Here is a 25,717-nt window from a genome sequence, read left to right as displayed (position 1 = left end):
GCCGGCGCCCCCCGGCACCGCGCGTCGCTTTCGGCACCGGTGCGCCCGTCGGCTCGCTCCCGCAGGGCAAATGAGATCCAAAACCCCTGACCCACAGGCCACTGGGTGGTTAATGTGACGGCGTGACGCAGCCTTCGCACCCCTCGTACCTCCGCTTTCCCCATCTGCACGGCGACCTGATCACCTTCATCGCCGAGGACGACGTCTGGGCGGCCCCGCTCGACGGCGCCGGCCGGGCGTGGCGCGTGAGCGCGGACAACATGCCGGTGGCACACCCGCGGTTCTCGCCGGACGGGGCGCACGTGGCGTGGAGCTCGACCCGCGACGGGGCGCCGGAGGTCCATGTGGCGCCGGTCGACGGCGGCCCCTCGAAGCGGCTGACGTTCTGGGGCGCCGGGCGCGCCCTGGTGCGCGGCTGGACCGCGGACGGCGAGGTACTGGCCATCAGCCCGCACGGGCAGGCGTCCTCGCGCCGCAGCTGGGCGTGGGCGGTCCCGCTCGACGGCGGCCCGGCCCGCACCCTGCCGTACGGGCCCGTCGGGGACGTCGCGTACGGGCCGGACGGCGCGGTGCTGCTGCTGTCCGCGACGATGGGCCGCGAGGCGGCGGCGTGGAAGCGCTACCGCGGCGGCACGGCGGGCAAGCTGTGGATCGACCGCTCGGGGAGCGGGGAGTTCGAGCGGGTCCACGCGGACCTGGACGGCAACCTGGAGTGCGCGATGTGGGTGGGGGAGAGGCTGGCGTTCCTCTCCGACCACGAGGGCGTCGGCGCGCTCTACTCCAGCCTTCCCGACGGGAGCGACCTGCGGCGACACACCGCCGTGGAGGACGGCGGCTTCTACGCCCGGCACGCCGCGACCGACGGCACCCGCGTCGTGTGGACCAGCGCCGGCCGGCTGTTCCTGCTGGACGACCTCGACGGCGCCGAGGCCCGTCCGCTGGAGGTGCGCCTCGGCGGCCAGCGCACCGACCTGCAGCCGCACCCCGTCCACGCCGCCCACCACCTCGGCGACGCCCGCCCGGACCACACCGGCCGCGGCAGCGCCGTCGAGGTCCGCGGCACCACGCACTGGGTCACCCACCGCGGCGGTCCCGCGCGGGCGCTGGCCGCCGAACCGGGGGTCCGCACACGGCTGCCGCGGGTGTTCGGCGGCGAGGGCGACCAGCAGGTCGTGTGGGTCACCGACGCGGAGGGTGAGGACGCCCTGGAGATCGCCCCCGCGGCGGGCGGCGTCCCGGCGCCACGCCGGCTGGCCGCGGGCCGGCTCGGCCGCGTCCTGGCGATGACCGTCTCCCCGGACGGCCACCGGATCGCGGTCGCCTCGCACGACGGCCGGGTGCTGCTGGTCGAGGCGCAGACCGGCGAGGTCCGCACGGTCGTGGAGAGCGAGTACGGCCACGCCAGTGGCCTGGCCTTCTCGCCGGACTCCGCGTGGCTGGCCTGGTCCCAGCCGGGCCGGGAGCCGCTGAGCCAGCTCAAGCTGGCGTCCACCGCGGACCTGACCGTCGTCGACGCCACGCCCCTGCGCTTCAACGACTTCTCGCCTGCCTTCACCGCCGACGGCAAGCACCTGGCCTTCCTGTCCGAGCGGTCCTTCGACCCGGTCTACGACGAGCACGCCTTCGACCTGGCCTTCCTCGCCTCCTGCCGCCCGCACCTGATCACCCTCGCCGCCACCACCCCCTCGCCCTTCGGCCCGCAGCTCCACGGCCGGCCGGTCGACCCCTCGGCGGAGGAGAAGGACGGCGACGAGCGCGGCCAGGACGACGCCAAGAGCGGCAAGGGCGAGTCCCGCAAGGAGGACGGCGAGGAGCGCCCACGCATCCCCGTCACCCGTGTCGACGTCGAGGGCCTGGCCGACCGCATCGTGCCCTTCCCGGTCGAGGCCGCCCGCTACTCCACGCTGCGGGCCGCCAAGGACGGCGTGCTGTGGCTGCGCCACCCCGTGCGCGGCGTGCTCGGCGCGAGCCTGGCCTCCCCGGAGGCGGAGCCGCCGTCCAGCGTGCTGGAGCGGTACGACCTGAAGCAGCTGCGCGTCGAGGAGATCGCCGACGACGCGGACGACTACGCGGTCAGCGGTGACGGCAACAAGGTGCTGGTCACCTCGGGCCACCGGCTGCGGGTCGCCGCCGCCGACCACAAGTCCACGCCCTCCGAGGACGACTCGGACAGCAACGTGACGGTGGACCTGTCCCGGGTCCGCGTCACCGTCGACCCGCACGCCGAGTGGCGGCAGATGTACGACGAGGCGCACCGCCTCATGCGCGACAACTTCTGGCGCGCCGACATGGGCGGAGTCGACTGGGACGGCGTGCGCGACCGCTACCGGCCGGTGCTGGACCGCGTCGCCACCCACGACGACCTGGTCGACCTGCTGTGGGAGGTGGCGGGCGAACTCGGCACCTCGCACGCCTACGTCAGTCCGTCCGGCGGGCGTGTCGACTCCCTCTACCGGCAGGGCCTGCTCGGCGCCGACCTCCTGCGCGACGAGGACGGCGTCTGGCGGATCGGGCGCGTCCTGCCCTCCGAGACCTCCGACCCGCGCGCCCGCGCCCCGCTGGCCGCGCCCGGGGTCGCCGTGCGTGCCGGTGACGCGATCCTCGCGGTCGACGGCCGCCCCGTCGACCCGGTGGCCGGGCCCGGTCCGCTGCTGATCGGGACCGTGCGCAAGCCCGTCGAGCTGACCGTGGCCCCGGCCGACGGGAGCGCGCCGCGCCAGGTCGTCGTGGTGCCCATCCCGGACGAGGAGCCCCTGCGGTACCACGACTGGGTCGCCGGGCGGCGCGCCCACGTCCGCGAGGCGTCGCAGGGCCGGCTGGGGTATGTGCACGTGCCCGACATGGTGGGCTCGGGCTGGGCGCAGCTCCATCGCGACCTGCGCGTCGAGGTGGCCCGCGAGGGCCTGATCGTGGACGTCCGGGAGAACCGCGGCGGCCACACCTCGCAGCTCGTCGTGGAGAAGCTCGCCCGCCGTGTCGTCGGCTGGGACCTGCCCCGTGGGCTGCCCGCCTTCACCTACCCGCTGGACGCCCCGCGCGGCCCGGTCGTCGCGGTCGCCAACGAGTTCTCCGGCTCCGACGGCGACATCGTGAACGCGGCCATCAAGGCGCTGGGGATCGGGCCCGTGGTCGGCACCAGGACCTGGGGCGGGGTCATCGGCATCGACTCCCGCTACCACCTGGTCGACGGCACGCTGGTGACCCAGCCGAAGTACGCGACCTGGATGGAGGGCGTCGGCTGGGACCTGGAGAACCACGGTGTCGACCCGGACGTCGAGGTGCCGCAGACCCCGCAGGACTGGGCGGCCGGCCGCGACCCCCAGCTCGACACCGCGATCCGTCTCGCCCTCGACGCGTTGGCGGAGAACCCGGCGCGGACGCCGCCGCCGCTGCCGTGACCCGGGCTCCGCTGCGGGCCGTCACGGCACCGGTAGCATGCCCGTACCGATCAACGACCTGATCAACGACCTGATCAACGACGAGCCGGAGGCGCCACGGTGGCGGGAGAACCGCAGGCGGACTGTCTGTTCTGCAAGATCGTCGCGGGGAGCGTGCCCGCGACCGTCGTCCGTGAGACGGGGACGACGGTCGCGTTCCGCGACATAAACCCCCAGGCGCCGACGCATGTGCTGGTGATCCCCAAGGCGCACTACCCGGACGCGGCCTCCCTCGCCGCCGCGGAGCCGCAGCTCGCCGCCGACGTGCTGCGCGAGGCGGGCGAGGTGGCGGCCGGGGACAAGGTGGACGGCACCGGCTACCGGATCGTGTTCAACACCGGGGCGGGCGCCGGCCAGACCGTCTTCCACGCCCATGCGCACGTGCTCGGCGGGCGCGGCCTTGACTGGCCGCCGGGATAACGGCCGGTGTCAGCACGCGAACTCGTCGTCCTGGGCACGGCCAGCCAGGTCCCGACCCGGCACCGCAACCACAACGGCTACTTCCTGCGCTGGGACGGCGAGGGCATCCTCTTCGACCCCGGCGAGGGCACCCAGCGCCAGATGCTGCGCGCCGGGGTGGCCGCGCACGACCTCACCCGGCTGTGCGTCACGCACTTCCACGGCGACCACAGCCTGGGCCTGGCCGGGGTGATCCAGCGGATCAACCTCGACCGGGTGCCGCACCCCGTGACCGCCCACTACCCCGAGTCCGGGCGGCACTTCTTCGACCGGCTGCGCTACGCGACCGCCTACCGGGAGACGGTGAAGCTGCGCGAGGAGCCGGTCTCCGGCGACACCGTCGTCCTGGCCGACGGCGCCTTCCGGCTGGAGGCCCGGCGGCTCTCCCACCCCGTGGAGGCGTACGGCTACCGCCTCGTCGAGCCGGACGGCCGCCGCATGCTGCCGGACCGGCTCGCGGCCCACGGCATCACCGGGCCCGCGGTCGGCCGTCTCCAGCGCGACGGCGAGGCCGACGGCGTCACCCTCGCCGACGTCAGCGAGGTGCGGCCCGGCCAGCGCTTCGGCTTCGTCATGGACACCCGGCTGTGCGACGCGGTGTACGCGCTGGCCGACGGCTGCGACCTGCTCGTCATCGAGTCCACCTTCCTGGACGAGGACGCCTCGCTCGCCCAGGAGCACGGGCACCTGACGGCGGGTCAGGCGGCCCGGGTCGCCGCCGAGTCCGGAGTGCGCCACCTGGTCCTCACCCACTTCTCCCAGCGCTACACCGACCCCGAGGCCTTCGAGCGGCAGGCCCGCGCCGCCGGTTTCGCGGCGGAGCTGACCGTCGCCCAGGACCTCGGCCGGGTGCCCGTGCCACGCCGCCGCTGACCCGCCGCGAACCGGTCCGCACCGCTGTGACCTGTACCGTTGCCGGGTGACGATCCCGAAGGCCGAACTCCATCTGCACATCGAAGGCACCCTCGAACCGGAGCTGGCCTTCGCCCTCGCCGAGCGCAACGGGGTCACCCTTCCGTACGCCTCGGCGGACGAACTGCGGCGGGCGTACGCGTTCGACGACCTGCAGTCGTTCCTCGACCTGTACTACGCGCTGATGGCCGTGCTCCGCACCGAGCGGGACTTCGCCGACCTCGCGGACGCCTACCTGGCGCGGGCCGCCGCCCAGGGGGTGCGGCACGCGGAGATCTTCTTCGACCCGCAGGCGCACACCGCGCGCGGGGTGCCGATCGGGACCGTCGTGGAGGGGCTGGCGCGGGCGCTGGACGGCAGCCGGGAGCGGCACGGCGTCAGCACCCGGCTGATCATGTGTTTCCTGCGCGACGAGTCCGCGGCGTCCGCGATGGAGACCTTCGAGGCCGCCCGGCCCCACCTGCACCGCATCGCGGCGGTCGGGCTGGACTCGGCGGAGGTCGGACATCCGCCGGTGACGTTCCGCGAGGTCTACGACGCGGCCGCCGCGGCGGGACTGCGCCGCGTGGCGCACGCCGGGGAGGAGGGCCCGCCCGCATACGTGTGGGAGGCGCTGGACGTGCTCGGCGTGGACCGGATCGACCACGGCATCCGCAGCATGGAGGACCCGGAACTGGTCGCCCGGCTGGCCCGCGACCAGGTCCCGCTGACCGTCTGCCCGCTGTCCAACGTCCGCCTGCGCTGCGTGGCAGCCCTGGACGAGCACCCGCTGCCCGCGATGCTCGACGCGGGGCTGCTGGTCACCGTCAACTCCGACGACCCCGCCTACTTCGGCGGCTACGCCGGCGACAACTTCGACGCCCTGCGCGACGCGCTCGCCCTCGACGAGGACACCGTGCGGCGCCTGGCCCGCAACTCCTTCCGGGCCGCGTTCCTGGACGACGAGGAGCATCTGCGCGCCCGCTACCTCGCCGAAGTGGACGCCTACGTTTTCTGAGTTCGTTCCTCGTCCCGGGGCATGCGAACTGAGTACGCGCACTCATGCGGACCGCATCCCGTGGACGGAGCATGGACTCATGCGAAAGCACCCGATACGGCCCCTCGCGGCCGTCACCCTGATCGCCTCGGTACCGGTCGCCGTCTGGGGCCTGCTGGGCCGGCAGGAGGCCGCCGGCTTCCGCCCCTCGGAACTCGACTACCTGGTGCGGCCCTTGGACGTCCCGGCCGGTGTGGAGACCGGGCTGGGCGTGGTGGCGGCGCTGCTCGCCGTGGCCGCCGCGACCGTGCTGGGGATGGCCTCGCGGCCCGGGCCGGAACGGTTCGACGGACGGTGGTGGCAGGTGCTCGGCCCGCTGGTCGCTGCCGGTGCGCTGGCCGGCGCGGGCTGGCGGGTCGTGACCGCGGGCGTCATCGGCGCCAACATCGGTGCCGGGCTGGTGATCCTCCTCGGCGGTCCGCTCGTCGCCGCGCTGCTGGCGTGGTCGGCGGGGCGGGGCCTGTGGCTGGCCCGCGCACGGCGCCGCGGCCCCCGCCCTCCGCGCGGGGGCACGGGCACCGCGAGCTGGCGGCCGGTGCCCCGCGAGGGCGTGTAGCGGGCCCCGTCGTCCAAGTGGCGGTGCGTCAGGGGGTGGGTCCACCGCGGTGGACACGGTGCTGCCCCCCGTGCCGCCCGGCCTCGTGGGCGCGCCGGCGCGCCGCCTTCGACAGGGCCACGCCGGCACCGAAGAGCACCGCCCCGCCGCCGAACGCGGCGAACCCCAGCGGGGCCTTCGGGGCTCCCCACAGCTGCTCGGTGAAGGGGTCCGGCGGCACCGCGGCGCTGCCCGTGCCGCCCAGCAGACCGAGGATCAGCGACACCCAGATGACGAACCCGGCGAGCGCGACGAGCACGCCCAGCACCATCAGGGCGCGGCCCGGCCGCTGCCCGGGGAGGAGGGCGCCGTCCGGGTCGGCGTACGCGTCGTCGTAGGGATCCGGGTCCGGGCCGGGATGTGCGTACCCCTCGTCCGGGCCGTCCGCCGCGGGCGCCGGCGGATCGTCCCGGTACAGGTCGCGGCCCACCAGGAACTGCTCGTGCGCCGAGGCGTACCGCCGCGGGCGGCCGCGCGGGGCGGGGCCGCGGACGTCGCCGAGGTCGGTGATCACCGGCGGCGCGGCGGGTGGCGGGGGATCACCGGGGCCGGGCGGGTCCTGTGCGGCCGGCTCCCGTCCCGGCTCCGGGTCCAGGTCGCCGCCCGAGGCCACCGACAGCCGCAGGTCGACGTGCCCGATCCGTACCAGGTCCCCGTCCCGCAGCGGCCGGGGCGCCATGAGGCGGTCCCCGTTGAGGAACGTGCCGTTGGTCGAGCCCAGGTCGGCGAGGACGACATGGCTCCCGGCACGGTTCATCGCGGCGTGCCGCCTGCTGATCCCCTCGCCGTCGAGCCGGATGCCGCTGCCGGGCAGTCTGCCGATCTCGCAGTACCCGGCCGGGATGTCGAAGACGGTGCCCTCGTCCGGCCCGGAGGTCACGATCAGCCGCGGTGGTGAAGCCGAAGGTCCGGCCATGTCCAGCCCCCGCGATTCATCGGGTTTCCTTCATGATCCGCCCGAGTGTCCGAACGGACAAACGCATGCGGGTGGGGGCGCCGCGCGTACGATCGGTCCGAACGACACCAGGTCGGGAGGAAGCCCGGGTGGATGACCAGCCCGTCCTCGATCCGCTGGCCGCCGTGCGCGCCGCGGACGACCCGGAGACCGATGTGTACCTGACCGGCACGGTCTTCCTGGACATCATCTTCACCGGTCTGGACAGCGCGCCCGTGCGCGGCACCGAGTCCTGGGCCCGCGGCATGGGCTCCAGCCCCGGCGGCGTCGCCAACATGGCCACCGCCCTGGCCAGGCTCGGCCTGCGCACCTGCCTGGCCGCCGCCTTCGGCGACGACGTGTACGGCGACTACTGCTGGGACTCCCTCGCCGAGGGCGAGGACATCGACCTCACGCCGTCCCGGAGGATCCCCGGCTGGCACTCGCCGGTCACCGTCTCCATGGCGTACGAGGGCGAGCGGACCATGGTCAGCCACGGCCACGAGGCCCCGCCGCCGGAGGAGACCGCCCCGGCGTGCCCGCCGCCGAGCCGGGCCTGCCTGGCCTCGCTGGTGCCGGGCCGGCCGCGCCAGGAGTGGATCGGGCACGCCGCCCGGCACGGCAGCCGGGTCTTCGCCGATGTGGGTTGGGACGAGTCCGGCCGCTGGGACCCCTCCGACCTCAGCGACCTGGAGCACTGCGACGCGTTCCTGCCCAACGCCGCCGAGGCGATGGCCTACACCCGCACCGACTGCCCCCGGGCCGCCGCCCGCAAGCTGGCCGAACGGGTGCCGCTGGCGGTGGTGACGCTCGGCCCCGAGGGCGCCTACGCGGTGGACTCCGGCTCCGGGCAGTGCGCGGAGGTGCCCGCGCTCGACGTGGAGGCGCTCGACCCGACGGGGGCGGGCGACGTCTTCGTCGCCGGCTTCGTGACCGGCTCGCTCGCCGGATGGCCGCTGGCCGACCGGCTGGCCTTCGCCTGCCTGACCGCCGCCCTGTCGGTGCAGGAGTTCGGCGGCTCGCTGTCGGCGCCCGGCTGGATCGAGATCGCCGCCTGGTGGCAGCACGCCAAGGCCTACGACGACCAGGACCGCACCGCGCTGCGCCGCTACGCCTTCCTGGACGACCTGCTGCCGACCGGCACCCGCCGCTGGCCGCTGCGCCGGGCGGTGCCGACGATCGGCTTCCGGCCGTACCGCTGAGGCGGTGGCGTCACGTCACGCGACCACGTCGACGGGGCAGCGCGCCGCCCCCGCCCGCGCGATCCGGGCGTCGCCCGTGACCAGGGAGCATTCCAGGTGCTCCGCGAGCGCCACGTACGACGCGTCGTACGCCGACAGGTCGGCGCGCAGTTCCCAGACCCGTTCGAGCAGGGCGTATCCGGGCGTGCGCTGAATCGGCAGGGCCGACAGAGGGGTGATCGCCGTCGCCGCTGCCGACTGCTCCAGTCTTCCTCCCAGTGACAGACCGCAGATCGCCTGGGCCGCTTCGCACTCGACGACGGCCGGGGCGTGCAGGGTCTCGCCGGAGAGGCGTTTGCGTGCCAGGTCGCCCAGCGGGCCGCCATGGGTGAGGGCGAGGACGACCGCCGACGCGTCGACGACGATCACCGGTGACGCCCCTCGTCGATGTGGCCCAGCAGGTCATCGAGGGTGTAGTCGGCCGTCGCCGACTTCCGGGCGCTGGCCAGTATGTCGTCGACCGTCGGCGTTCTCGCCTGCTCGATCAGCCGCTGGCGCAGGTACTCGTTCAAGGACTGGTGCGCCTCGACCGCGCGGTGCTTGAGCGTGCGGTGCACGTCGTCGGGGACGTCCTTGATCTGGATGTTCGCCATGGCGCCACGGGAGCATGCGAAATGCATGCATGCATTTCGCATGCGTCGTTACACCCGGCGCTGCAGCACCTGCCCCGGCCAGGGCTCGCCCCCGTCCCGGGGCACGGCGAACCGCTCCGCGCGGGTGAAGCCGAGGGCCTCGTACCGCCGCACCAGCCGCCCGTCGCTCCCGGCGTAGCAGTCGACCCGCAGCAGGCTCACGCCCCGGCGGCGGGCTTCGGCGACCGCGTCGTCGACCAGCGCGGCCCCGATGCCGCTCCCGGAGCGCGCCCGGTCGGTGACCAGCAGGCGGATGTACAACTCGGGCTCGCCGGCGGGCGGGACGCTCTCGGGAGGTTCCCCGGCGAGCACGCACACCCCGGCGACCTCGCCGTCCACCTCGGCGGCGCGCAGCAGGTACGCCTCGGCGTACCGGCGGGTCCGTTCGACGGCGGCAGGGCGGGAGGACCACGGCTCGGTGCCCCACTGCCCGGTGTGGCCGCGGGCGGTCAGCCAGGCGACGGCGCCGTCGAGCAGGGCGAGCGTGGCGGGGAGGTCGGCGGGACCCCCGGTGCGGATCTGCATGGCGCAGTTCTACCCGTCGCGTGACGCAGCGTAAAACCCCTCGGCACCTCCGTCGCACCGACGTACCCTTGAACCCCAAGCCCAGTGGCATGTCGAAGAGCAGAAGGCGGGATGAGCAGGCCGAAGTGCCTGGCCCATGACACAGACACCGACAACGCAGCAACCGCAGGCGAGTGCCCACTTCGTCGTACCGGCCAAGCACCCCATGGTGACTGTCCTGGGGTCCGGCGACTCGCTCCTGCGCGTGATCGAGAAGGCGTTCCCGGCCGTCGACATCCATGTACGAGGCAATGAGATCAGCGCGACAGGCGGAGCGGCCGATGTCGCCCTGGTCCAGCGCCTCTTCGACGAAATGATGCTGGTGCTGCGCACCGGACAGCCGATGACGGAGGACGCCGTGGAGCGGTCGATCGCCATGCTCCGCCAGGACAGCGGAACCGACGGCCTGGAGGAGACCCCCTCCCAGGTCCTGACCCAGAACATCCTCTCCAGCCGGGGCCGCACCATCCGCCCCAAGACGCTCAACCAGAAGCGCTACGTCGACGCCATCGACAAGCACACCATCGTCTTCGGTATCGGCCCGGCGGGCACCGGCAAGACCTACCTGGCGATGGCCAAGGCCGTGCAGGCGCTGCAGTCCAAGCAGGTCAACCGGATCATCCTGACCCGTCCAGCCGTCGAGGCGGGCGAGCGGCTCGGCTTCCTGCCGGGCACGCTCTACGAGAAGATCGACCCGTACCTGCGCCCGCTGTACGACGCGCTGCACGACATGGTCGACCCCGACTCCATCCCGCGCCTCATGGCGAGCGGGACGATCGAGGTCGCCCCGCTGGCGTACATGCGCGGCCGCACGCTCAACGACGCGTTCATCATCCTCGACGAGGCGCAGAACACCAGCGCCGAGCAGATGAAGATGTTCCTCACCCGGCTCGGCTTCGACTCCAAGATCGTCATCACCGGCGACGTCACGCAGGTCGACCTGCCGGGCGGCACGAAGAGCGGGCTGCGCCAGGTCGTGGACATCCTGGACGGTGTCGAGGACGTGCACTTCTCGCGCCTGACGAGCACCGATGTCGTACGCCATAAGCTGGTCGGGCGCATCGTGGACGCCTACGAGCGCTACGACGACCTCAACGGCAACCGAAACGGCAACGGAAAGTAGCCTCCGAAGCACTATGGCGATCGACGTCAACAACGAATCCGGCTGGGACTTCGACGAGGCGGCTGTGCTCGACATCAGCCGTTACGCCCTGCAGCACATGCGCATCCACCCGCTGTCCGAGCTCTCGGTGATCGCCATCGACGCCGACGCCATGGAGGCGCTGCACATCCAGTGGATGGACGAACCGGGCCCCACCGACGTCATGTCCTTCCCGATGGACGAGCTCCGTCCCGGGAAGGACGACGAGGAGCCCCCCCAGGGCCTGCTCGGGGACATCGTGCTCTGCCCCGAGGTGGCCAAGAAGCAGGGCGAGGCGGCCACGACCAAGCACTCCATGGACGAGGAGCTCCAGCTGCTCACCGTCCACGGAGTGCTGCACCTGCTCGGTTACGACCACGACGAGGCCGACGAGAAGGCCGAGATGTTCGGCCTGCAGAAGGCCATCCTCGACGGCTGGCGCGCCGAGCGCGGCATCCAGGGCCCCTCACCGGCCCCGACCACCACCCACTGATCCCGATGGTGGTCTACGCCGTCCTGCTGGTCGTCGTCGCATGGCTCGCCGCCTGCGCCGAGGCCGGCATCGCCCGCATGTCCCGGTTCCGCGCCGAGGCGGCGATGCGGGCCGGCCGCCGTGGCGCGGACAAGCTCCTCGCCGTCGCCTCCGACCCCACGCGCTACCTCAATGTGGCCCTGCTGGTGCGCGTGGCCTGCGAGATGGCGGCGGCGGTGCTCGTCACGGTGCTGTGCGTACGGCACTTCGACGCGACCTGGCAGGCGCTGCTCGTCGCCATCGGCGTCATGATCGTGGTCTCGTACGTCGCCGTGGGCGTCTCGCCGCGCACCATCGGCCGCCAGCACCCGCTGAACACGGCCACCGCGGCGGCGTACGTGCTGCTGCCGCTGGCCCGGGTGATGGGGCCGATCCCCGCGCTGCTGATCCTCCTCGGCAACGCGTTCACCCCCGGCAAGGGCTTCCGGCAGGGCCCGTTCGCCTCCGAGGCGGAACTGCGGGCCCTGGTCGACCTCGCCGAGAGCGAGTCCCTGATCGAGGACGAGGAGCGCCGCATGGTGCACTCCGTCTTCGAGCTCGGCGACACCCTGGTGCGCGAGGTGATGGTGCCGCGCACCGAACTGGTGGCCATCGAGCGCTTCAAGACGATCCGGCAGGCCATGACCCTGGCGCTGCGCAGCGGTTTCTCCCGCATCCCCGTCACGGGCGAGAGCGAGGACGACATCGTGGGCATCGTCTACCTCAAGGACCTCGCCCGGCGCGTGCACATCAACCGCGACGCGGAGACCGACCCGGTCTCCTCGGTGATGCGCCCGGCCGCCTTCGTGCCCGACACCAAGAACGCCGGCGACCTGCTGCGCGAGATGCAGCGGGAGCGCAACCACGTCGCCGTCGTCATCGACGAGTACGGCGGCACGGCCGGCATCGTCACGATCGAGGACATCCTGGAGGAGATCGTCGGCGAGATCACCGACGAGTACGACCGCGAGCTGCCGCCCGTCGAGGAGCTGGGCGACGGCCGCTACCGCGTCACCGCCCGCCTCGACCTCGGCGACCTCGGCGAGCTGTACGGGGTCGACCTGGACGACGAGGACGTGGAGACCGTCGGCGGCCTGCTCGCCAAGGTTCTGGGCAGGGTGCCGATCCCGGGCGCCTCCGCGGTCGTGGAACTGCCCGAGACCGCCTCGGCCCCCGATGCCCCGGCCGCGCTGCGCCTCACCGCGGAGGCCCCGTCCGGGCGCCGCAACCGCATCGGCGCGGTGCTGGTCGACCCGCTTCCCGCCCCGGCCCCGTCCGCCGGCCCCGACTCCGCCCAGGACGGTGCCGTGCGCGGCTAGGACCGGGCGGGCACCTGCCGCGGAAACCCGTCCCCGGCGGGCGGTTCACGGCGGATACGCTGGCCGCATGAGCGACGAGCAGCCCCCGCTGGACCCCGAGGACCGCAAGATCATCACGCTGGCCCGCTCGGCGCGGGCGCGCAATGGCGTCCCCGAGGGCGCGGCCGTGCGGGACGGGACGGGACGCACCTACGTCGCGGGCACGGTGGCGCTGCGGTCGCTGTCGCTCAGCGCCCTGCGGACCGCCGTCGCCATGGCCGTCGCGAGCGGTGCCACGTCCCTGGAGGCCGCGGCGGTCGTCTCGGCCGCCGGCACCCTGGCCCCGGAGGACCTGGCCGCGGTGCGCGACCTCGGCGGCCCCGACACCCCGGTGCTCCTCGCGGGCCCGGACGGCGCGCTGCGCGCCACCGTCCCCGCGGAGTGACCCGAGGGGCGTCCGCGGCGGGCGGCGGGCGCGTGCGTCAGGCCGGCCCGGAGGATCAGGGACAATGGTCGCCATGAGCGTTCGCACCGAGACCACTGCCCCCGCCCACCGGTCCGGCTTCGCCTGCTTCGTGGGCCGCCCCAACGCGGGCAAGTCCACCCTGACCAACGCTCTCGTCGGGACGAAGGTGGCGATCACCTCCAACCGCCCGCAGACCACCCGGCACACCGTGCGCGGCATCGTGCACCGCCCGGACGCGCAGCTCGTGCTGGTCGACACCCCGGGGCTGCACAAGCCCCGCACCCTGCTCGGCGAGCGGCTGAACGACGTGGTGCGCACCACCTGGGCCGAGGTCGACGTGATCGGCTTCTGCCTGCCCGCGAACGAGAAGCTCGGCCCCGGCGACCGGTACATCGCCAAGGAGCTGGGGGAGGTCCGCAAGACCCCCAAGGTCGCGATCGTCACCAAGACCGACCTGGTGGACTCCAAGCACCTCGCCGAGCAGCTTCTGGCCATCGACCGGCTCGGCGCCGAACTCGGCATCGAGTGGGCCGAGATCATCCCCGTCTCCGCCGTCGGCGACAGCCAGGTCGGCCTCCTCGCCGACCTGCTGGTGCCGCTCCTCCCCGAGGGCCCGGCCCTGTACCCGGAGGGCGACCTCACCGACGAGCCCGAGCAGGTCATGGTCGCCGAGCTGATCCGCGAGGCCGCGCTGGAGGGCGTGCGCGACGAGCTGCCGCACTCCATCGCCGTCGTCGTCGAGGAGATGCTGCCCCGCGAGGACCGCCCGGCGGACAAGCCGCTGCTCGACATCCACGCCAACATCTACATCGAGCGGCCCAGCCAGAAGGGCATCATCATCGGCCCCAAGGGCGCCCGTCTGAAGGAGGTCGGCACCAAGTCCCGCCGCCACATCGAGGCGCTGCTGGGCACGCCGGTCTTCCTCGACCTGCACGTGAAGGTGGCCAAGGACTGGCAGCGCGACCCCAAGCAGCTGCGCAGGCTGGGGTTCTAGTCAGACCCCCGCCGGCCCGCCGGCGGGTGTCACGTGCCCTCCTTCAGGATGATCCGGATCAGTTGGTGCTGGGCCTCCGTGAGGTCCGGGTCGGCGCAGTGCACGGTGCGCGCGTCGACGGTGATCTCGTAGTGGAAGCCGTCCGGCACCCCGGACGAGGGCTCCGCCCCGCCCGCGGCGAGCACATCGCGGGCCAGGGCGTGCAGTTGGAAGGCGTCGGGCCGGCCGTTGGTGTCCAGCGCGGCCCGGCGCTCGATCCCCGCGAAGCCGCCGGAGCGGATCACCTCTATGCGCATGGGGTGCGCCTACCCCTGGACGGGGGGCTGCGCACCTTCCGGTGCCGGTGCCTGGCGCGGGAGTTCGGAGCGGCCCGCCGCCGGTGTCGCGATGCCGACCTGGCTCCAGGCGTCGGCGACGGCCGCGTGCTCCTCCGCCTCGCCGTAGCGGGCGGCGGCCGCGGCCACCGTGGCCCGGGCGAACTCCGCGAAGTCGGCGCGCGGTGAGAGCCCGCCGCCGGTCAGGGCGTCGTACCAGATCCGCCCGGCGCGGTCCCAGGCGTGGCCGCCCAGCGCGGTGGCGGCCAGGTAGAACGCCCGGTTGGGAATGCCGGAGTTGATGTGGACGCCGCCGTTGTCCCGGGAGGTGCGCACATAGCCGTCCATGTGACCGGGCTGCGGGTCCTTGCCGAGCACGTCGTCGTCGTACGCCGTGCCGGGGGCCTTCATGGACCGCAGGGCGGCGCCGGTGACGCGCGGGGCGAGCAGCCCGGCGCCGATCAGCCAGTCCGCCTGGTCGGCGGTCTGCCCCAGCGCGTACTGCTTGATCAGCGAGCCGAACACGTCGGACACCGACTCGTTGAGCGCGCCGGACTGGCCGAAGTAGTCCAGGTTGGCGGTGTACTGCGTGACGCCGTGGGTGAGCTCGTGGCCGATGACGTCGACGGGCAGCGTGAAGTCGAGGAAGAGCTCCCCGTCGCCGTCGCCGAAGACCATCTGTTCGCCGTTCCAGAAGGCGTTGTTGTAGTCGCGGCCGTAGTGGACCGTCGCGTCCAGCGGCAGGCCGGCGTCGTCGATGGAGTGCCTGCCGTACGCGGTCAGGTACAGCTCGAAGGTCGCGCCGAGCCCGTCGTAGGCCCGGTTGACCGTCGCGTCGGCGAGCGGCGCGTCACCCTCGCCGCGGACCTTCACGCCCGGCAGGTCCTCCCCGTGCCCGGCGTCGCCGATGGTGCGCTGCGGCTGCTCCGACGGCTCCGCCCCGGCCACCGGGAACGCCCCGATGACGGTGGTCAGACGGCGGCGGGTGCGCTGCGCGGCGTCCTGCTCCAGGGTGCGGCGGGAGGGGCCGGCCAGCGCGCTGTCCTGGTTGCGGGCGATCCGGTCCAGGACGTGCGGCGGCACGATCGTGCAGAAAACGGGTGTGTGCTCCATGGTCGGCAATGTGGCACGGCGCGACTCCGGTGTCACCAGCCGTGACGGCGATTGCCGTAACGATTGCCGTAAAGAGAGGAAAATTACGTTTTTCACGTCATCACGGGCGGTCTTGCATACTGAGAAGAACGCCGCAGCGGCTGCGGGGAGACCCGGGGCTCGGTTAGGGTCGGTCGCATCATGCGTTTCGGGATGCTTCTTCTCCTTAGCTGCCGCGGCGAGGGCCTGTAGTCCAGGTCGACTCCCTCCCCGCGGAGTGTGGCGTTGTCGGAGAACCAGCGCCGGTCGGCCGCTTCTGAAGCCGCAACCGAGGAGCCCCCCGTACATGTCCACCCCGAACGCCGTCGGCCGTCCCACGCCGATCACCGCCGCCACCGTGCGCCAGCGCCCCACGTCGATGCCGGTGCACAAGTACCGGCCGTACGAGGCGGTGGAGATCCCGGACCGCACCTGGCCGGGCAACCGGATCACCAAGGCCCCCCGCTGGCTGTCCACCGACCTGCGGGACGGCAACCAGGCCCTGATCGACCCGATGTCGCCGGCCCGCAAGCGCGCGATGTTCGACCTGCTGGTGTCGATGGGCTACAAGGAGATCGAGGTCGGCTTCCCCGCCTCCGGTGAGACCGACTTCGCCTTCGTGCGCTCCATCATCGAAGAGGGCGCGATCCCCGAGGACGTCACGATCTCGGTGCTGACCCAGGCCCGCGAGGAGCTCATCGAGCGCACCGTGGAGTCCCTGCGCGGCGCGGCACGGGCCACCGTCCACCTGTACAACGCCACCGCCCCGACCTTCCGCCGGGTGGTCTTCCGCGGCTCCAAGGAGCAGATCCGGCAGATCGCCGTGGACGGCACCCGGCTGGTCATGGAGTACGCGGACAAGATCCTGGGCGACGAGACCGTCTTCGGCTACCAGTACAGCCCGGAGATCTTCACCGACACCGAGCTGGACTTCGCCCTGGAGGTCTGCGAGTCGGTCATGGACGTCTGGCAGCCCGAGGAGGGCCGCGAGATCATCCTGAACCTGCCGGCGACCGTGGAGCGCTCCACGCCCTCCACCCACGCCGACCGCTTCGAGTGGATGTCGCGGAACCTGTCGCGCCGCGAGTACGTGTGCCTGTCGGTCCACCCGCACAACGACCGCGGCACGGCCGTGGCCGCCGCCGAACTGGCGCTGATGGCGGGCGCGGACCGCATCGAGGGCTGCCTGTTCGGCCAGGGCGAGCGCACCGGCAACGTGGACCTGGTCACCCTGGGGATGAACCTGTTCAGCCAGGGCGTGGACCCGCAGATCGACTTCTCCCAGATCGACGAGATCCGCCGCACCGCCGAGTACTGCAACCAGATGGAGGTCCACCCGCGCCACCCGTACGTGGGCGACCTGGTCTACACGTCCTTCTCCGGCTCCCACCAGGACGCCATCAAGAAGGGGTTCGACGCCATGGAGGCCGACGCGGCCGCCCGGGGTGTGACCGTCGACGACATCGAGTGGGCGGTGCCGTACCTGCCGATCGACCCCAAGGACGTCGGCCGCTCCTACGAGGCCGTCATCCGCGTGAACTCCCAGTCCGGCAAGGGCGGCGTCGCGTACGTCCTGAAGAACGACCACAAGCTGGACCTGCCGCGCCGGATGCAGATCGAGTTCTCGAAGATCATCCAGGCCAAGACCGACGCCGAGGGCGGCGAGGTCACGCCCAGGGAGATCTGGGGGATCTTCGAGGACGAGTACCTGCCCACCCCCGACAACGCCTGGGGCCGCATCACGCTGCGCTCCGCGCAGACCTCGACCAGCAGCGACGGCGCCGACACCCTCACCGTCGAGGCGGCCGTGGACGGCGTGGAGACCGTGCTCACCGGCACCGGCAACGGCCCGATCTCGGCGTTCTTCGACGCGCTGGCCGCCGTGGGCGTCGACGCCCGGCTGCTGGACTACACCGAGCACACCATGAGCGAGGGGGCCAGTGCCCAGGCCGCCTCGTACATCGAGTGCGCGATCGACGGCAAGGTCCTCTGGGGCATCGGCATCGACGCCAACACCACCCGTGCGTCGCTGAAGGCGGTCGTCTCCGCCGTCAACCGCGCGACGCGCTGATCACCGCGGACGGTGAACCGGCCACGGCACCCGCCCGGGTGCCGTGGCCGATTCTTGTATTCGGCCCTCTCGTGGTACTGACTCCGCGTTGCTCATGTGGCTAACATCACGTCATTACGGCGCCGTTGCCGGAGCGTTACCCCCGCCTGCGGCCCGTAACGGGACGAACCGGTATGTAGCCGGATGAGCGGCCGGAGGGTGCGAAGTGCTCCAGATCAAGGGCTTGTGCATCTTGGGCGTGCGGACGGTCTGGCGCACCGAGGGCGACGGGGAGTTCTTCTGCGCCGGCTGCGGCGGCGACCGCGGGTACCGGCGCCGGACCGGCACCCGGCGCCTGACCGTCCTCGGCCTGCCGCTGCTGCCGCGCGGCTCGGCCGGCACCGTCGTGGAGTGCGTCGTGTGCCGTGCCCGCCGGGGCCCCGAGGCCCTGGAACAACCGACGACGACCGTCTTCTCCGCGATGCTCCGCGACGCCGTCCACACCGTCGCCCTCGCCGTCCTCACCGCGGGCGGCGCCTCCGGGCGGGCCGCCCGCGAGACGGCCGTGGAGGCGGTCCGCACGGCCGGTTTCACCGACTGCACCGAGGACCAGCTGCTCGGCCTGCTCGCGGCCATCGTCGCCGACGAGGGCCGCTTCCCCGGCGCCGCCGGATTGCCCTCGCCGGAGGGTCTCGCCGACTCCCTCGACGGCTGCGGCAGCTGGCTCTCCATCGAGCTGCACGAGGCCCTGGAACCGCTCTCCCGCCACCTCGCCCCGCAGGGACGCGAACGGGTCCTGCTCCAGGGCGCGCGCATCGCCCTCGCCGACGGCCCCTACCTGCCCGCGGAGCGCGAGGTGCTGGGCGCCGTCGGCCGCTGCCTCGGTCTGGTCGGCGAGGACACGGCCCGGGTGCTGGAGGCCGCGGCCCGCACGCCCTCCTGAGGAGTACTCCCCTGGGAGTAACCGGACCCGCCCCGCACCCCGGGCAGTAACGCCGGGCTCGGTCCCGGGTCCGACGAAAAGGCGCCGCCGCGCCGGAAGTCTGGAAAGGACCAGACCACCGGCCCGGAGGGAGGCCCGTCATGGGGGCCCCGACCACTGAGACCACACCGGCCGCCGCGCCGCCGCCGACGACCCGAGGACGGGGGAGGAGCCGGGGCGCCCGCGCGCTCCCCTGGGCGGTGCTCGCGCTGTGGATCGCCGTGCTGGCGCTGGCCGGCCCGCTGGCCGGCAAGCTCGCCGACGCGCAGCAGAACCGGGCGGTGGACTACCTCCCGGTGAGCGCCGACTCCACGCAGGTCGCCCGGCTCCAGGACGCGCTGCCCGGCGGCGAGGCCACCGAACTCGTGGTCGTCTACCACCGCGACGGCGGGCTGACCGCCGCCGACCGCGACAAGGCCGCCGCCCAGATCGCCGGCATCGCGCGGGCGCACCGGCTCACCGGCGGCACGCCGCACGCCGTCCCGTCGCACGGCGACACACTGATGTACCCCGTGGCGAGCACCGGGCCGGGCCAGGACGACGCGGCCAGGAACGCCTTCGTCACCGACGTCCGCGACCGGGCCGAGGGCGGCGACGGGCTGACCGCCCTTGTGGGCGGCCCCGGCGCGCTCAACACCGACATGAAGGAGGTGTACTCCTCCCTCGACGGGCCGCTGCTCTACACCACGGTGGCCGTCGTCGCCGTGCTGCTGATCCTCATCTACCGCAGCCCGCTGCTGTGGCTGCTGCCCCTGCTCGTCGCGGGCGTGGCGGACGCCGCCGCGATGGCCGGGGTCTACGGACTCCACCAGGCCTTCGGCGTCACCGTCACCGGCCAGAGCCAGGGCGTGATGACCATCCTCGTCTTCGGCGCCGGCACCGACTACGCCCTGCTGCTGGTCGCCCGCTACCGCGAGGAACTGCGCCGGATCCAGCGCCCGTACGAGGCGATGCGCGCCGCGCTGCGCGGCTGCGGGCCCGCGATCCTGGCCTCCTCCGGGACCGTCGCTGTGGGCCTGCTGTGCCTGCTCGCCGCCGACCTCAACAGCAGCCGGGGCATGGGCCCGATCGCCGCGGTCGGGGTGCTGTGCGCGCTCCTGGCGATGACGACCCTGCTGCCCGCGCTGCTGGTGCTGCTGGGACGGCGGGTGTTCTGGCCGCTGGTGCCGGCGTACGGCAGTGAAGTGCCGCGCCCGCGCGGCCTGTTCGCGGCGATGGGCGGCTCGGCGGCGCGCCGTCCGGCGGCCGTGCTCGCGGGCGGCGCGGTGCTGCTCGGTGCGCTCGCGCTCGGGACCCTGGCCCTGCCCGGCAGTCTGCGGAACGACGACGCCTTCACCAGCGCGCCGGAGTCGGTCGCCGCCATGCGCATCCTCGCCGAGGCCGACCCCGGCCGCTCCGCCCAGCCGATCACCGTCATGGCGCCCACCGGCCGGACCGGCGAGGTGCTGGCCGCGGTCCGGGGCACCGAAGGCGTCGCGTCCGCCGAACGCGGGCGCAGCGGCGGCGGCTGGACGGAGGTGTCGGTGACCGCGCAGGCGCCGCCGGAGTCGGCCGGCGAGACCGCGACCATCCACGCCCTGCGCGCGGAGCTGGACGGCCCCTACGGCGCCCACGTCGGCGGGCCCGGCGCCCAGCAGGCGGACCTGGCCGCCACCAGTACCCGCGACCGCTGGGTCGTCGTGCCGCTCGTCCTGGCCGCCGTGCTGCTGATCCTCGTCGCGCTGCTGCGCAGCCTGGTCGCGCCGCTGCTGCTCGTGGTGGCCGTGATCGCGGTGTGGGGCGCCGCGCTGGGCATCGGCGGGCTGGTCTTCGGGCCGCTGTTCGGCTTCGCGGGCACGGACCCGGGACTGCCGCTGCTGTCGTTCGTCTTCCTCGTGGCGCTCGGGGTCGACTACGGCATCTTCCTCATGCACCGGATGCGCGAGGAGTCGCTGGCTGGGGCCGCGCCGGCCGCCGCGGCCGTCACCGCGCTGCGCACCACGGGCGGGGTGATCGCCTCGGCCGGGCTGGTGCTGGCGGCCACGTTCTCGGTCCTGGTCAACATGCCGCTGGTGTCGCTGGTCGAGATGGGCTTCGTCATCGCCGTGGGCGTCCTGCTGGACACCTTCCTCGTCCGCACCTACCTGGTGACCTCCGCGAGCGTGGCGCTGCGCGAGCGGGTCTGGTGGCCGGGCCGGCTGAGCCGGCCGCGTACGGGCCCGTGAGCCGGCCCGTGAACCGGTCTGTCCCCCCGCCGACCCCGTAACGGAAGATGGAGCCGTGCCGAAGCCGCCGCCCCTCCCGCCCGCCGTCCGCGCGCACAAGGACGCCGCCCTCGCCGTGGGCGTGCTCGTGCTCCAGAGCGCCGTGGGCGCCCTCCTGCCGGCCGGGCAGGGGCACCGCCCGGACGCGGCGGGCTGGGCGCTGCTGGTGGTCACCGCGCTGGTGCTGGCGGCCCGGCGGCGGTGGCCGATGACCGTGATGCTCGTCATGGTCGCGGCCGTCGCCCCGTACCACGCCCTGGACAACCTGCACCTGGCCGTGGTCCCGGCGAGCATGGTGGCGATCTACTCGCTGGCGGTCGCCGGGCCGCCGCCGCGGACGTACCTCACCGTGGCGGCGGTCGTCGCGATCATGGGCGGGGTGATGTCGGCGACACCCGAACGGCACGCGGCGACCGACATGCTGCGCAGCGGCGGCTGGGTGGTGGCGGTGGCGCTGACCGGCGAGGCGGTCCGCATCCACCGCAAGTACGTGGCCGCCATCGTCGGGCGCGCCGAACGCGCCGAACGCACCCGCGAGGAGGAGGCGGCCCGGCGCGTCGCCGAGGAGCGGCTGCGGATCGCCCGCGACCTGCACGACCTGCTCGCCCACAGCATCACCCTCATCGGGGTGCAGACCTCGGTCGCCGCGCACGTCCTGGTCGCCGACCCCGACCGGCTGGACCGCACGGCCGTCGCCGGCGCCCTCGACAGCATCGCCGGCACCTGCCGCGACGCCCGCGCCGAACTCCGCGCCACCCTCCAGGTGCTGCGCGGCGACGACGAGCGCGGCCCGCTGCCGGGCCTGGCGGCCGTGGCCGACCTGGCCCGCTCCGCGGAGGCCGCCGGCGCCCGGGTGGAACTGGCCGTGGCGGCCGGCGCGGACGGGGTGCCCCCGGCGATCGGGGCCGCCGCCTACCGCATCGTCCAGGAGGCACTGACCAACGCCGTGCGGCACGCCGGGGGCACCTCGGTCCGGGTCGGGGTGGAGCTCGGCACCGACCCGGACCGGGGTACCGCCCTGCGGATCGCCGTCACCGACGACGGCCCCTGCCCGGGGACGCGGGCCGAACCCGGACCGGACCGCCCTGACGCCCGCTGGCGGCCCTGGCGCGCCGTGGCACCCCCCAGGCCGTCCGAGGACGCCGCCCCGGCGGTGACCGGCCCTGCCACCGGCTACGGCCTGATCGGCATGCGCGAACGCGCCCGCAGCGTCGGCGGCACGCTGACCGCGGGCCCCCGCCCGGGGGGCGGTTTCCAGGTTGCCGCTGTGCTGCCGTTCGCCGGGGGTGCCGCGTGATCCGGGTGCTGTCCGCCGGCGACCGGCCGTTGGTCCGTGGTCGTGTCGCGGGTGTGTTGACCGCCGGGCCCTCCCGGGTGGTCCCTGTGCCCGCCGAGGGCCGGATGCCGGTGTGTGAGGTCTGCGCGACGCGGGTCGGGTCCGGCCCGGACACGGCGGTCGCCGGCTCACGCCCCGGGGGCGGTCTGCGGTTGCCCGGGGGTGCCGCGTGATCCGGGTGCTGCTCGCCGACGACCAGACGCTGGTCCGCGAGGCCTTCGCGATGCTGGTGGAGTCCGCCCCGGACATGGCGGTGGTCGGTCACGCGGCCACCGGCCGGGAGGCCGTGGCCACCGCGCGTGCCTGCCGGGCGGACGTCGTCGTCATGGACATCCGCATGCCCGACCTCGACGGCATCGAGGCGACCCGGCTCATCGCGGCCGACGACGACCTCGCGGGGGTGCGCGTGCTGGTGCTCACCACCTACGACACCGACGACCACGTCGTCCCGGCGCTGCGCGCGGGCGCCAGCGGCTTCCTGGTCAAGGACACCCGCCCCGCCGAACTCCTCGACGCCATCCGCACGGTCGCGGCCGGCGAGGCGCTGCTCTCGCCCGGGCCCACGGCCCGCCTCATCGCCCGGGTGCTGCGCCTGCCGGACAGCCCGCAGCCCGGCGGCCCGGCGCCGGGGCGGACGGCCGCGCTCTCCGAACGCGAACGCCAGGTGCTCACCCTGGTCGCGCGCGGCCTGAACAACACCGAGATCGCCGAGGCGCTGGGCCTCAGCCCGCTCACGGCCAAGACCCACGTCAGCCGGATCATGGGCAAGCTCGGTGCCCGCGACCGCGCGCAGCTGGTGATCGCCGCCTACGAGTCCGGGCTGGTCAGCCCCGGCGGTCCCGCGGGCGTCAGCGGCTGACCGGGTCGCCGCGGGGTGGCCGTGCGCACTCAGTGCGCGGCCACGACCAGGGCCAGCGCGACGAGGGCCGGAACGGTCTGCACGAAGACGATGCGCCGGCTCGCGGTCGCCGCGCCGTACACGCCCGCCACCGCCACGCAGACCAGGAAGAACACCTGCGCCTGGAAGCCGACCGGGTCCGACGCCACCGCGCCCCACACCAGCCCGGCGGCCAGGAAGCCGTTGTAGAGGCCCTGGTTGGCCGCCAGGGCCTTGCTCTCCCGCGCGAACTCCTCGGTGGTGCCGAACGAGGCGCGGGCGCGCGGCGTGGTCCACAGGAACATCTCCAGGACCAGGATGTAGACGTGCAGGGCCGCTATGAGCAGCACGGCGACGGTAGCGGTGATCGACATGAGCCGTAGCGTACGTCCCGTGCCGGGCGCCCCGGGCCGTGCGGGAGAATGGGCGCCATGAGTCTGTTCCGCGACGACGGCATCGTGCTGCGCACCCAGAAGCTGGGTGAGGCGGACCGGATCATCACGCTGCTCACCCGCCGCCACGGCCGGGTGCGCGCGGTGGCCCGCGGAGTGCGGCGCACGAAGTCGAAGTTCGGGGCCCGGCTGGAGCCCTTCTCCCATGTGGACGTGCAGTTCTTCGCGCGCGGGGGAGAACTCGTCGGACGCGGGCTGCCGCTGTGCACGCAGGGCGAGACGATCACCCCGTACGGCAGCCGGATCGTCACCGACTACGCCCGCTACACCGCCGGCACCGCGATGCTGGAGACCGCCGAGCGCTTCACCGACCACGAGGGCGAACCGGCGGTGCAGCAGTACCTGCTCCTCGTCGGGGGCCTGCGCACCCTCGCCGGCGACGAGCACGACCCGCGCCTGGTGCTCGACGCCTTCCTGCTGCGCTCCCTGGCGGTCAACGGCTACGCGCCCAGCTTCGGCGACTGCGCGAAGTGCGGGATGCCCGGACCGAATCGGTTCTTTTCGGTCGCCGCGGGAGGAGTCGTATGCGGCGAGTGCCGCCCGGCCGGAAGCGTCGTACCCTCACTGGAGTCCCTGGAACTCCTCGGGGCGCTGCTCGGCGGCGACTGGGAGACCGCGGACGCGTGTGAGCCGCGCCACTGCCGAGAGGGCAGCGGGCTGGTCGCCGCCTATCTGCAGTGGCACCTGGAGCGCGGGCTGCGCTCGCTGCGTTTCATCGACAAGTAGATACACATGAAGTGGAGAGCAGGCGCATGGCTGTACGCGGGATTCTGAGCCGCCCCCGACGCGAGTACCGGGCTCCCGACCCGCACCCGTCCGGCGCCCGGCCCCCCAAGATCCCAGGCGAGCTCGTCCCGCAGCACGTCGCCATCGTCATGGACGGCAACGGCCGGTGGGCCAAGGAGCGCGGCCTGCCCCGCACCGAGGGCCACAAGGTCGGCGAGACCGTCGTGCTCGACGTCCTCAAGGGCTGCCTGGAGATCGGCGTCAAGAACCTCTCCCTGTACGCCTTCTCCACCGAGAACTGGAAGCGCTCCCCCGACGAGGTCCGCTTCCTGATGAACTTCAACCGCGACGTCATCCACCGCCGCCGCGACGAGATGCACGAGATGGGCATCCGCATCCGCTGGGCCGGGCGCATGCCGCGGCTGTGGAAGTCCGTGGTCAAGGAGCTCCAGGTCGCGGAGGAGATGACCCGCGACAACGACGCGATGACGCTGTACATGTGCGTCAACTACGGCGGCCGCGCGGAGATCGCGGACGCCGCGGCCGCGCTCGCACAGGACATAAAGGCGGGTCGACTCGACCCCTCCAAGGTCACCGAGAAGACCCTGGCGAAGTACATGTACCACCCGGACATGCCCGATGTGGACCTCTTCGTCCGCCCCTCCGGCGAGCAGCGCACCTCCAACTTCCTGATCTGGCAGTCCGCCTACGCCGAGATGGTCTTCCAGGACGTGCTGTGGCCCGACTTCGACCGCCGCGACCTGTGGCGCGCCTGCCTGGAGTACGCCTCCCGCGACCGCCGCTTCGGCGGCGCGATCCCCAACGAGGAGATGGCGGCCGACGGCGGTACGGCGACCCCGCAGGCCTGACGGGCGGGTGGCCGCGTGGCCGCGCTCTGGGGCCCCGGGGCCGGTCAGAGCGCGGCGGGGCCGCCGCAGGAGGCGCAGTCGGCGCACGTGCCGAAGATCTCGACCGTGTGCGCGACATCGACGAAGCCGTGCTCGCCGGCGATGGCGTCGGCCCACTTCTCCACCGCGGGACCCTCGACCTCGACGGCCTTGCCGCAGACGCGGCAGACGAGGTGGTGGTGGTGACCGCTGCTGCAGCGCCGGTAGACGGACTCGCCGTCGCCGGTGCGCAGGACGTCGATCTCGCCGGCGTCGGCGAGGGACTGCAGGGTGCGGTAGACCGTGGTGAGGCCCACCGAGTCACCCCGGTGCTTGAGGAGATCGTGCAGTTCCTGTGCGCTGCGGAACTCGTCGGCCTCGGCGAGGGCCGCGGCCACGGCGGCGCGCTGCCGCGTCGAACGGCCCCGTACGGGGGGCTTGGCGGTCGTCACCAGTGGCCTCCTTCTCGGTCGTTGTCCCGGTCGGCCATTGTGCCAGT

General features: G+C 73.5%; 26 protein-coding genes. 18 read left to right on the top strand and 8 right to left on the bottom strand.

Going from position 1 to position 25,717, the window contains the following annotated elements; translation table 11 throughout:
- The first annotated feature begins 122 nt into the window (after positions 1–122).
- The 5 genes from ACIP98_RS15095 to ACIP98_RS15075 all read left to right on the top strand — a co-directional run bounded on the left by ACIP98_RS15095 (position 123) and on the right by ACIP98_RS15075 (position 6,400).
- Positions 123–3,398, top strand: a complete 3,276-nt coding sequence (locus tag ACIP98_RS15095) for a S41 family peptidase (protein ID WP_401976120.1) — start codon at positions 123–125, stop codon at positions 3,396–3,398.
- Between the two features lie 99 nt (positions 3,399–3,497).
- Positions 3,498–3,857 (top strand): histidine triad nucleotide-binding protein, encoded by a 360-nt coding sequence (locus ACIP98_RS15090; RefSeq protein ID WP_319664606.1) that lies wholly within the window; start codon positions 3,498–3,500, stop codon positions 3,855–3,857.
- A 6-nt stretch (positions 3,858–3,863) separates the two neighbouring features.
- Entirely contained in the window at positions 3,864–4,769 is a 906-nt protein-coding gene (locus ACIP98_RS15085; protein WP_319664605.1) for a ribonuclease Z, read from the top strand.
- A gap of 46 nt (positions 4,770–4,815) precedes the next feature.
- Positions 4,816–5,805, top strand: coding sequence for an adenosine deaminase (locus ACIP98_RS15080; RefSeq protein ID WP_401976117.1), 990 nt, complete (start codon positions 4,816–4,818; stop codon positions 5,803–5,805).
- 79 nt (positions 5,806–5,884) lie between these two features.
- Positions 5,885–6,400: a hypothetical protein gene (locus tag ACIP98_RS15075; protein WP_319664603.1), complete on the top strand. Its 516-nt coding sequence runs from the start codon at positions 5,885–5,887 to the stop codon at positions 6,398–6,400.
- Between the two features lie 28 nt (positions 6,401–6,428).
- On the opposite strand, the gene ACIP98_RS15070 is transcribed toward ACIP98_RS15075, so the two are convergent.
- The gene (locus tag ACIP98_RS15070) at positions 6,429–7,355 is read right to left on the bottom strand and encodes an FHA domain-containing protein (protein WP_401976115.1); all 927 of its coding nucleotides are present in this window, start codon (positions 7,353–7,355) and stop codon (positions 6,429–6,431) included.
- Positions 7,356–7,483: 128 nt separating this feature from the next.
- Between ACIP98_RS15070 and ACIP98_RS15065 the strand changes: the two genes are divergently transcribed.
- Entirely contained in the window at positions 7,484–8,575 is a 1,092-nt protein-coding gene (locus tag ACIP98_RS15065; protein WP_319664600.1) for a PfkB family carbohydrate kinase, read from the top strand.
- Positions 8,576–8,590: 15 nt separating this feature from the next.
- Here ACIP98_RS15065 and ACIP98_RS15060 read toward each other — a convergent pair whose 3' ends face one another.
- The 3 genes from ACIP98_RS15060 to ACIP98_RS15050 are packed head-to-tail and all read right to left on the bottom strand — an operon-like array spanning position 8,591 to position 9,771.
- Positions 8,591–8,983: a type II toxin-antitoxin system VapC family toxin gene (locus ACIP98_RS15060; protein ID WP_401976112.1), complete on the bottom strand. Its 393-nt coding sequence runs from the start codon at positions 8,981–8,983 to the stop codon at positions 8,591–8,593.
- Complete coding sequence (locus ACIP98_RS15055) at positions 8,980–9,207, bottom strand: FitA-like ribbon-helix-helix domain-containing protein (RefSeq protein WP_401976109.1); 228 nt, start codon at positions 9,205–9,207, stop codon at positions 8,980–8,982. Before ACIP98_RS15055 ends, ACIP98_RS15060 begins: the two co-directional genes overlap by 4 nt.
- A gap of 48 nt (positions 9,208–9,255) precedes the next feature.
- Complete coding sequence (locus tag ACIP98_RS15050) at positions 9,256–9,771, bottom strand: GNAT family N-acetyltransferase (RefSeq protein ID WP_401976107.1); 516 nt, start codon at positions 9,769–9,771, stop codon at positions 9,256–9,258.
- A 136-nt stretch (positions 9,772–9,907) separates the two neighbouring features.
- Here ACIP98_RS15050 and ACIP98_RS15045 point away from each other — a divergent pair, with 136 nt between their 5' ends.
- The 5 genes from ACIP98_RS15045 (at position 9,908) to era (ending at position 14,220) form a co-directional block, all read left to right on the top strand.
- A complete protein-coding gene (locus ACIP98_RS15045) occupies positions 9,908–10,933 on the top strand; it encodes a PhoH family protein (RefSeq protein ID WP_319664594.1) in 1,026 nt (341 codons plus the stop codon).
- Positions 10,934–10,946: 13 nt separating this feature from the next.
- Positions 10,947–11,444, top strand: coding sequence for an rRNA maturation RNase YbeY (gene ybeY, locus ACIP98_RS15040; RefSeq protein ID WP_319664592.1), 498 nt, complete (start codon positions 10,947–10,949; stop codon positions 11,442–11,444).
- A 5-nt stretch (positions 11,445–11,449) separates the two neighbouring features.
- On the top strand, positions 11,450–12,781 hold the full coding sequence (locus ACIP98_RS15035; RefSeq protein ID WP_319664591.1) for a hemolysin family protein: 1,332 nt from the start codon (positions 11,450–11,452) through the stop codon (positions 12,779–12,781).
- 67 nt (positions 12,782–12,848) lie between these two features.
- Complete coding sequence (locus ACIP98_RS15030; RefSeq protein ID WP_319664590.1) at positions 12,849–13,205, top strand: cytidine deaminase; 357 nt, start codon at positions 12,849–12,851, stop codon at positions 13,203–13,205.
- A gap of 64 nt (positions 13,206–13,269) precedes the next feature.
- On the top strand, positions 13,270–14,220 hold the full coding sequence (era, locus tag ACIP98_RS15025) for a GTPase Era (protein ID WP_401976102.1): 951 nt from the start codon (positions 13,270–13,272) through the stop codon (positions 14,218–14,220).
- Between the two features lie 29 nt (positions 14,221–14,249).
- Here era and ACIP98_RS15020 read toward each other — a convergent pair whose 3' ends face one another.
- A complete protein-coding gene (locus tag ACIP98_RS15020; RefSeq protein WP_319664588.1) occupies positions 14,250–14,516 on the bottom strand; it encodes a protealysin inhibitor emfourin in 267 nt (88 codons plus the stop codon).
- 9 nt (positions 14,517–14,525) lie between these two features.
- On the bottom strand, positions 14,526–15,647 hold the full coding sequence (locus tag ACIP98_RS15015) for a M4 family metallopeptidase (protein ID WP_401976099.1): 1,122 nt from the start codon (positions 15,645–15,647) through the stop codon (positions 14,526–14,528).
- A 325-nt stretch (positions 15,648–15,972) separates the two neighbouring features.
- Between ACIP98_RS15015 and leuA the strand changes: the two genes are divergently transcribed.
- The 5 genes from leuA to ACIP98_RS14990 all read left to right on the top strand — a co-directional run bounded on the left by leuA (position 15,973) and on the right by ACIP98_RS14990 (position 23,135).
- Entirely contained in the window at positions 15,973–17,736 is a 1,764-nt protein-coding gene (gene leuA / locus ACIP98_RS15010; RefSeq protein WP_319664585.1) for a 2-isopropylmalate synthase, read from the top strand.
- Positions 17,737–17,941: 205 nt separating this feature from the next.
- Positions 17,942–18,658, top strand: a complete 717-nt coding sequence (locus ACIP98_RS15005; protein WP_401976096.1) for a TerB family tellurite resistance protein — start codon at positions 17,942–17,944, stop codon at positions 18,656–18,658.
- 140 nt (positions 18,659–18,798) lie between these two features.
- Positions 18,799–20,901 (top strand): MMPL family transporter, encoded by a 2,103-nt coding sequence (locus ACIP98_RS15000; protein WP_401976093.1) that lies wholly within the window; start codon positions 18,799–18,801, stop codon positions 20,899–20,901.
- Between the two features lie 55 nt (positions 20,902–20,956).
- Positions 20,957–22,237, top strand: a complete 1,281-nt coding sequence (locus tag ACIP98_RS14995) for a sensor histidine kinase (protein WP_401976090.1) — start codon at positions 20,957–20,959, stop codon at positions 22,235–22,237.
- A gap of 208 nt (positions 22,238–22,445) precedes the next feature.
- On the top strand, positions 22,446–23,135 hold the full coding sequence (locus tag ACIP98_RS14990; RefSeq protein ID WP_319664582.1) for a response regulator transcription factor: 690 nt from the start codon (positions 22,446–22,448) through the stop codon (positions 23,133–23,135).
- A gap of 29 nt (positions 23,136–23,164) precedes the next feature.
- On the opposite strand, the gene ACIP98_RS14985 is transcribed toward ACIP98_RS14990, so the two are convergent.
- Positions 23,165–23,527 (bottom strand): DUF1304 domain-containing protein, encoded by a 363-nt coding sequence (locus tag ACIP98_RS14985; protein ID WP_319664581.1) that lies wholly within the window; start codon positions 23,525–23,527, stop codon positions 23,165–23,167.
- Positions 23,528–23,584: 57 nt separating this feature from the next.
- On the opposite strand from ACIP98_RS14985, the gene recO reads away from it, so the two are divergent.
- Entirely contained in the window at positions 23,585–24,331 is a 747-nt protein-coding gene (gene recO, locus ACIP98_RS14980; protein ID WP_319664580.1) for a DNA repair protein RecO, read from the top strand.
- Positions 24,332–24,357: 26 nt separating this feature from the next.
- Positions 24,358–25,200, top strand: a complete 843-nt coding sequence (locus tag ACIP98_RS14975) for an isoprenyl transferase (protein WP_319664579.1) — start codon at positions 24,358–24,360, stop codon at positions 25,198–25,200.
- A gap of 44 nt (positions 25,201–25,244) precedes the next feature.
- Here the strand turns inward: ACIP98_RS14975 and ACIP98_RS14970 are convergent, their stop codons facing one another.
- Positions 25,245–25,670, bottom strand: a complete 426-nt coding sequence (locus ACIP98_RS14970; RefSeq protein WP_319664578.1) for a Fur family transcriptional regulator — start codon at positions 25,668–25,670, stop codon at positions 25,245–25,247.
- Positions 25,671–25,717: the final 47 nt, after the last annotated feature.

It is taken from the genome of Streptomyces sp. NPDC088354, assembly GCF_044753585.1.
Classification (GTDB): domain Bacteria; phylum Actinomycetota; class Actinomycetes; order Streptomycetales; family Streptomycetaceae; genus Actinacidiphila.
The sequence above is the reverse complement of the archived record's forward strand: the minus strand, read 5'-3'. Positions and strand labels throughout refer to the sequence as shown.

Bases quoted from the DNA above. Each gene is read 5' to 3' on its own strand.
- ACIP98_RS15075 (WP_319664603.1), top strand. From the start codon at position 5,885: ATGCGAAAGCACCCGATACGGCCCCTCGCGGCCGTCACCCTGATCGCC.
- ACIP98_RS15070 (WP_401976115.1), bottom strand. From the start codon at position 7,355: ATGGCCGGACCTTCGGCTTCACCACCGCGGCTGATCGTGACCTCCGGG.
- ACIP98_RS15055 (WP_401976109.1), bottom strand. From the start codon at position 9,207: ATGGCGAACATCCAGATCAAGGACGTCCCCGACGACGTGCACCGCACG.
- ACIP98_RS15050 (WP_401976107.1), bottom strand. From the start codon at position 9,771: ATGCAGATCCGCACCGGGGGTCCCGCCGACCTCCCCGCCACGCTCGCC.
- ACIP98_RS15045 (WP_319664594.1), top strand. From the start codon at position 9,908: ATGACACAGACACCGACAACGCAGCAACCGCAGGCGAGTGCCCACTTC.
- ybeY (WP_319664592.1), top strand. From the start codon at position 10,947: ATGGCGATCGACGTCAACAACGAATCCGGCTGGGACTTCGACGAGGCG.
- ACIP98_RS15035 (WP_319664591.1), top strand. From the start codon at position 11,450: ATGGTGGTCTACGCCGTCCTGCTGGTCGTCGTCGCATGGCTCGCCGCC.
- ACIP98_RS15030 (WP_319664590.1), top strand. From the start codon at position 12,849: ATGAGCGACGAGCAGCCCCCGCTGGACCCCGAGGACCGCAAGATCATC.
- era (WP_401976102.1), top strand. From the start codon at position 13,270: ATGGTCGCCATGAGCGTTCGCACCGAGACCACTGCCCCCGCCCACCGG.
- ACIP98_RS15020 (WP_319664588.1), bottom strand. From the start codon at position 14,516: ATGCGCATAGAGGTGATCCGCTCCGGCGGCTTCGCGGGGATCGAGCGC.
- ACIP98_RS15015 (WP_401976099.1), bottom strand. From the start codon at position 15,647: ATGGAGCACACACCCGTTTTCTGCACGATCGTGCCGCCGCACGTCCTG.
- leuA (WP_319664585.1), top strand. From the start codon at position 15,973: ATGTCCACCCCGAACGCCGTCGGCCGTCCCACGCCGATCACCGCCGCC.
- ACIP98_RS15000 (WP_401976093.1), top strand. From the start codon at position 18,799: ATGGGGGCCCCGACCACTGAGACCACACCGGCCGCCGCGCCGCCGCCG.
- ACIP98_RS14985 (WP_319664581.1), bottom strand. From the start codon at position 23,527: ATGTCGATCACCGCTACCGTCGCCGTGCTGCTCATAGCGGCCCTGCAC.
- recO (WP_319664580.1), top strand. From the start codon at position 23,585: ATGAGTCTGTTCCGCGACGACGGCATCGTGCTGCGCACCCAGAAGCTG.
- ACIP98_RS14975 (WP_319664579.1), top strand. From the start codon at position 24,358: ATGGCTGTACGCGGGATTCTGAGCCGCCCCCGACGCGAGTACCGGGCT.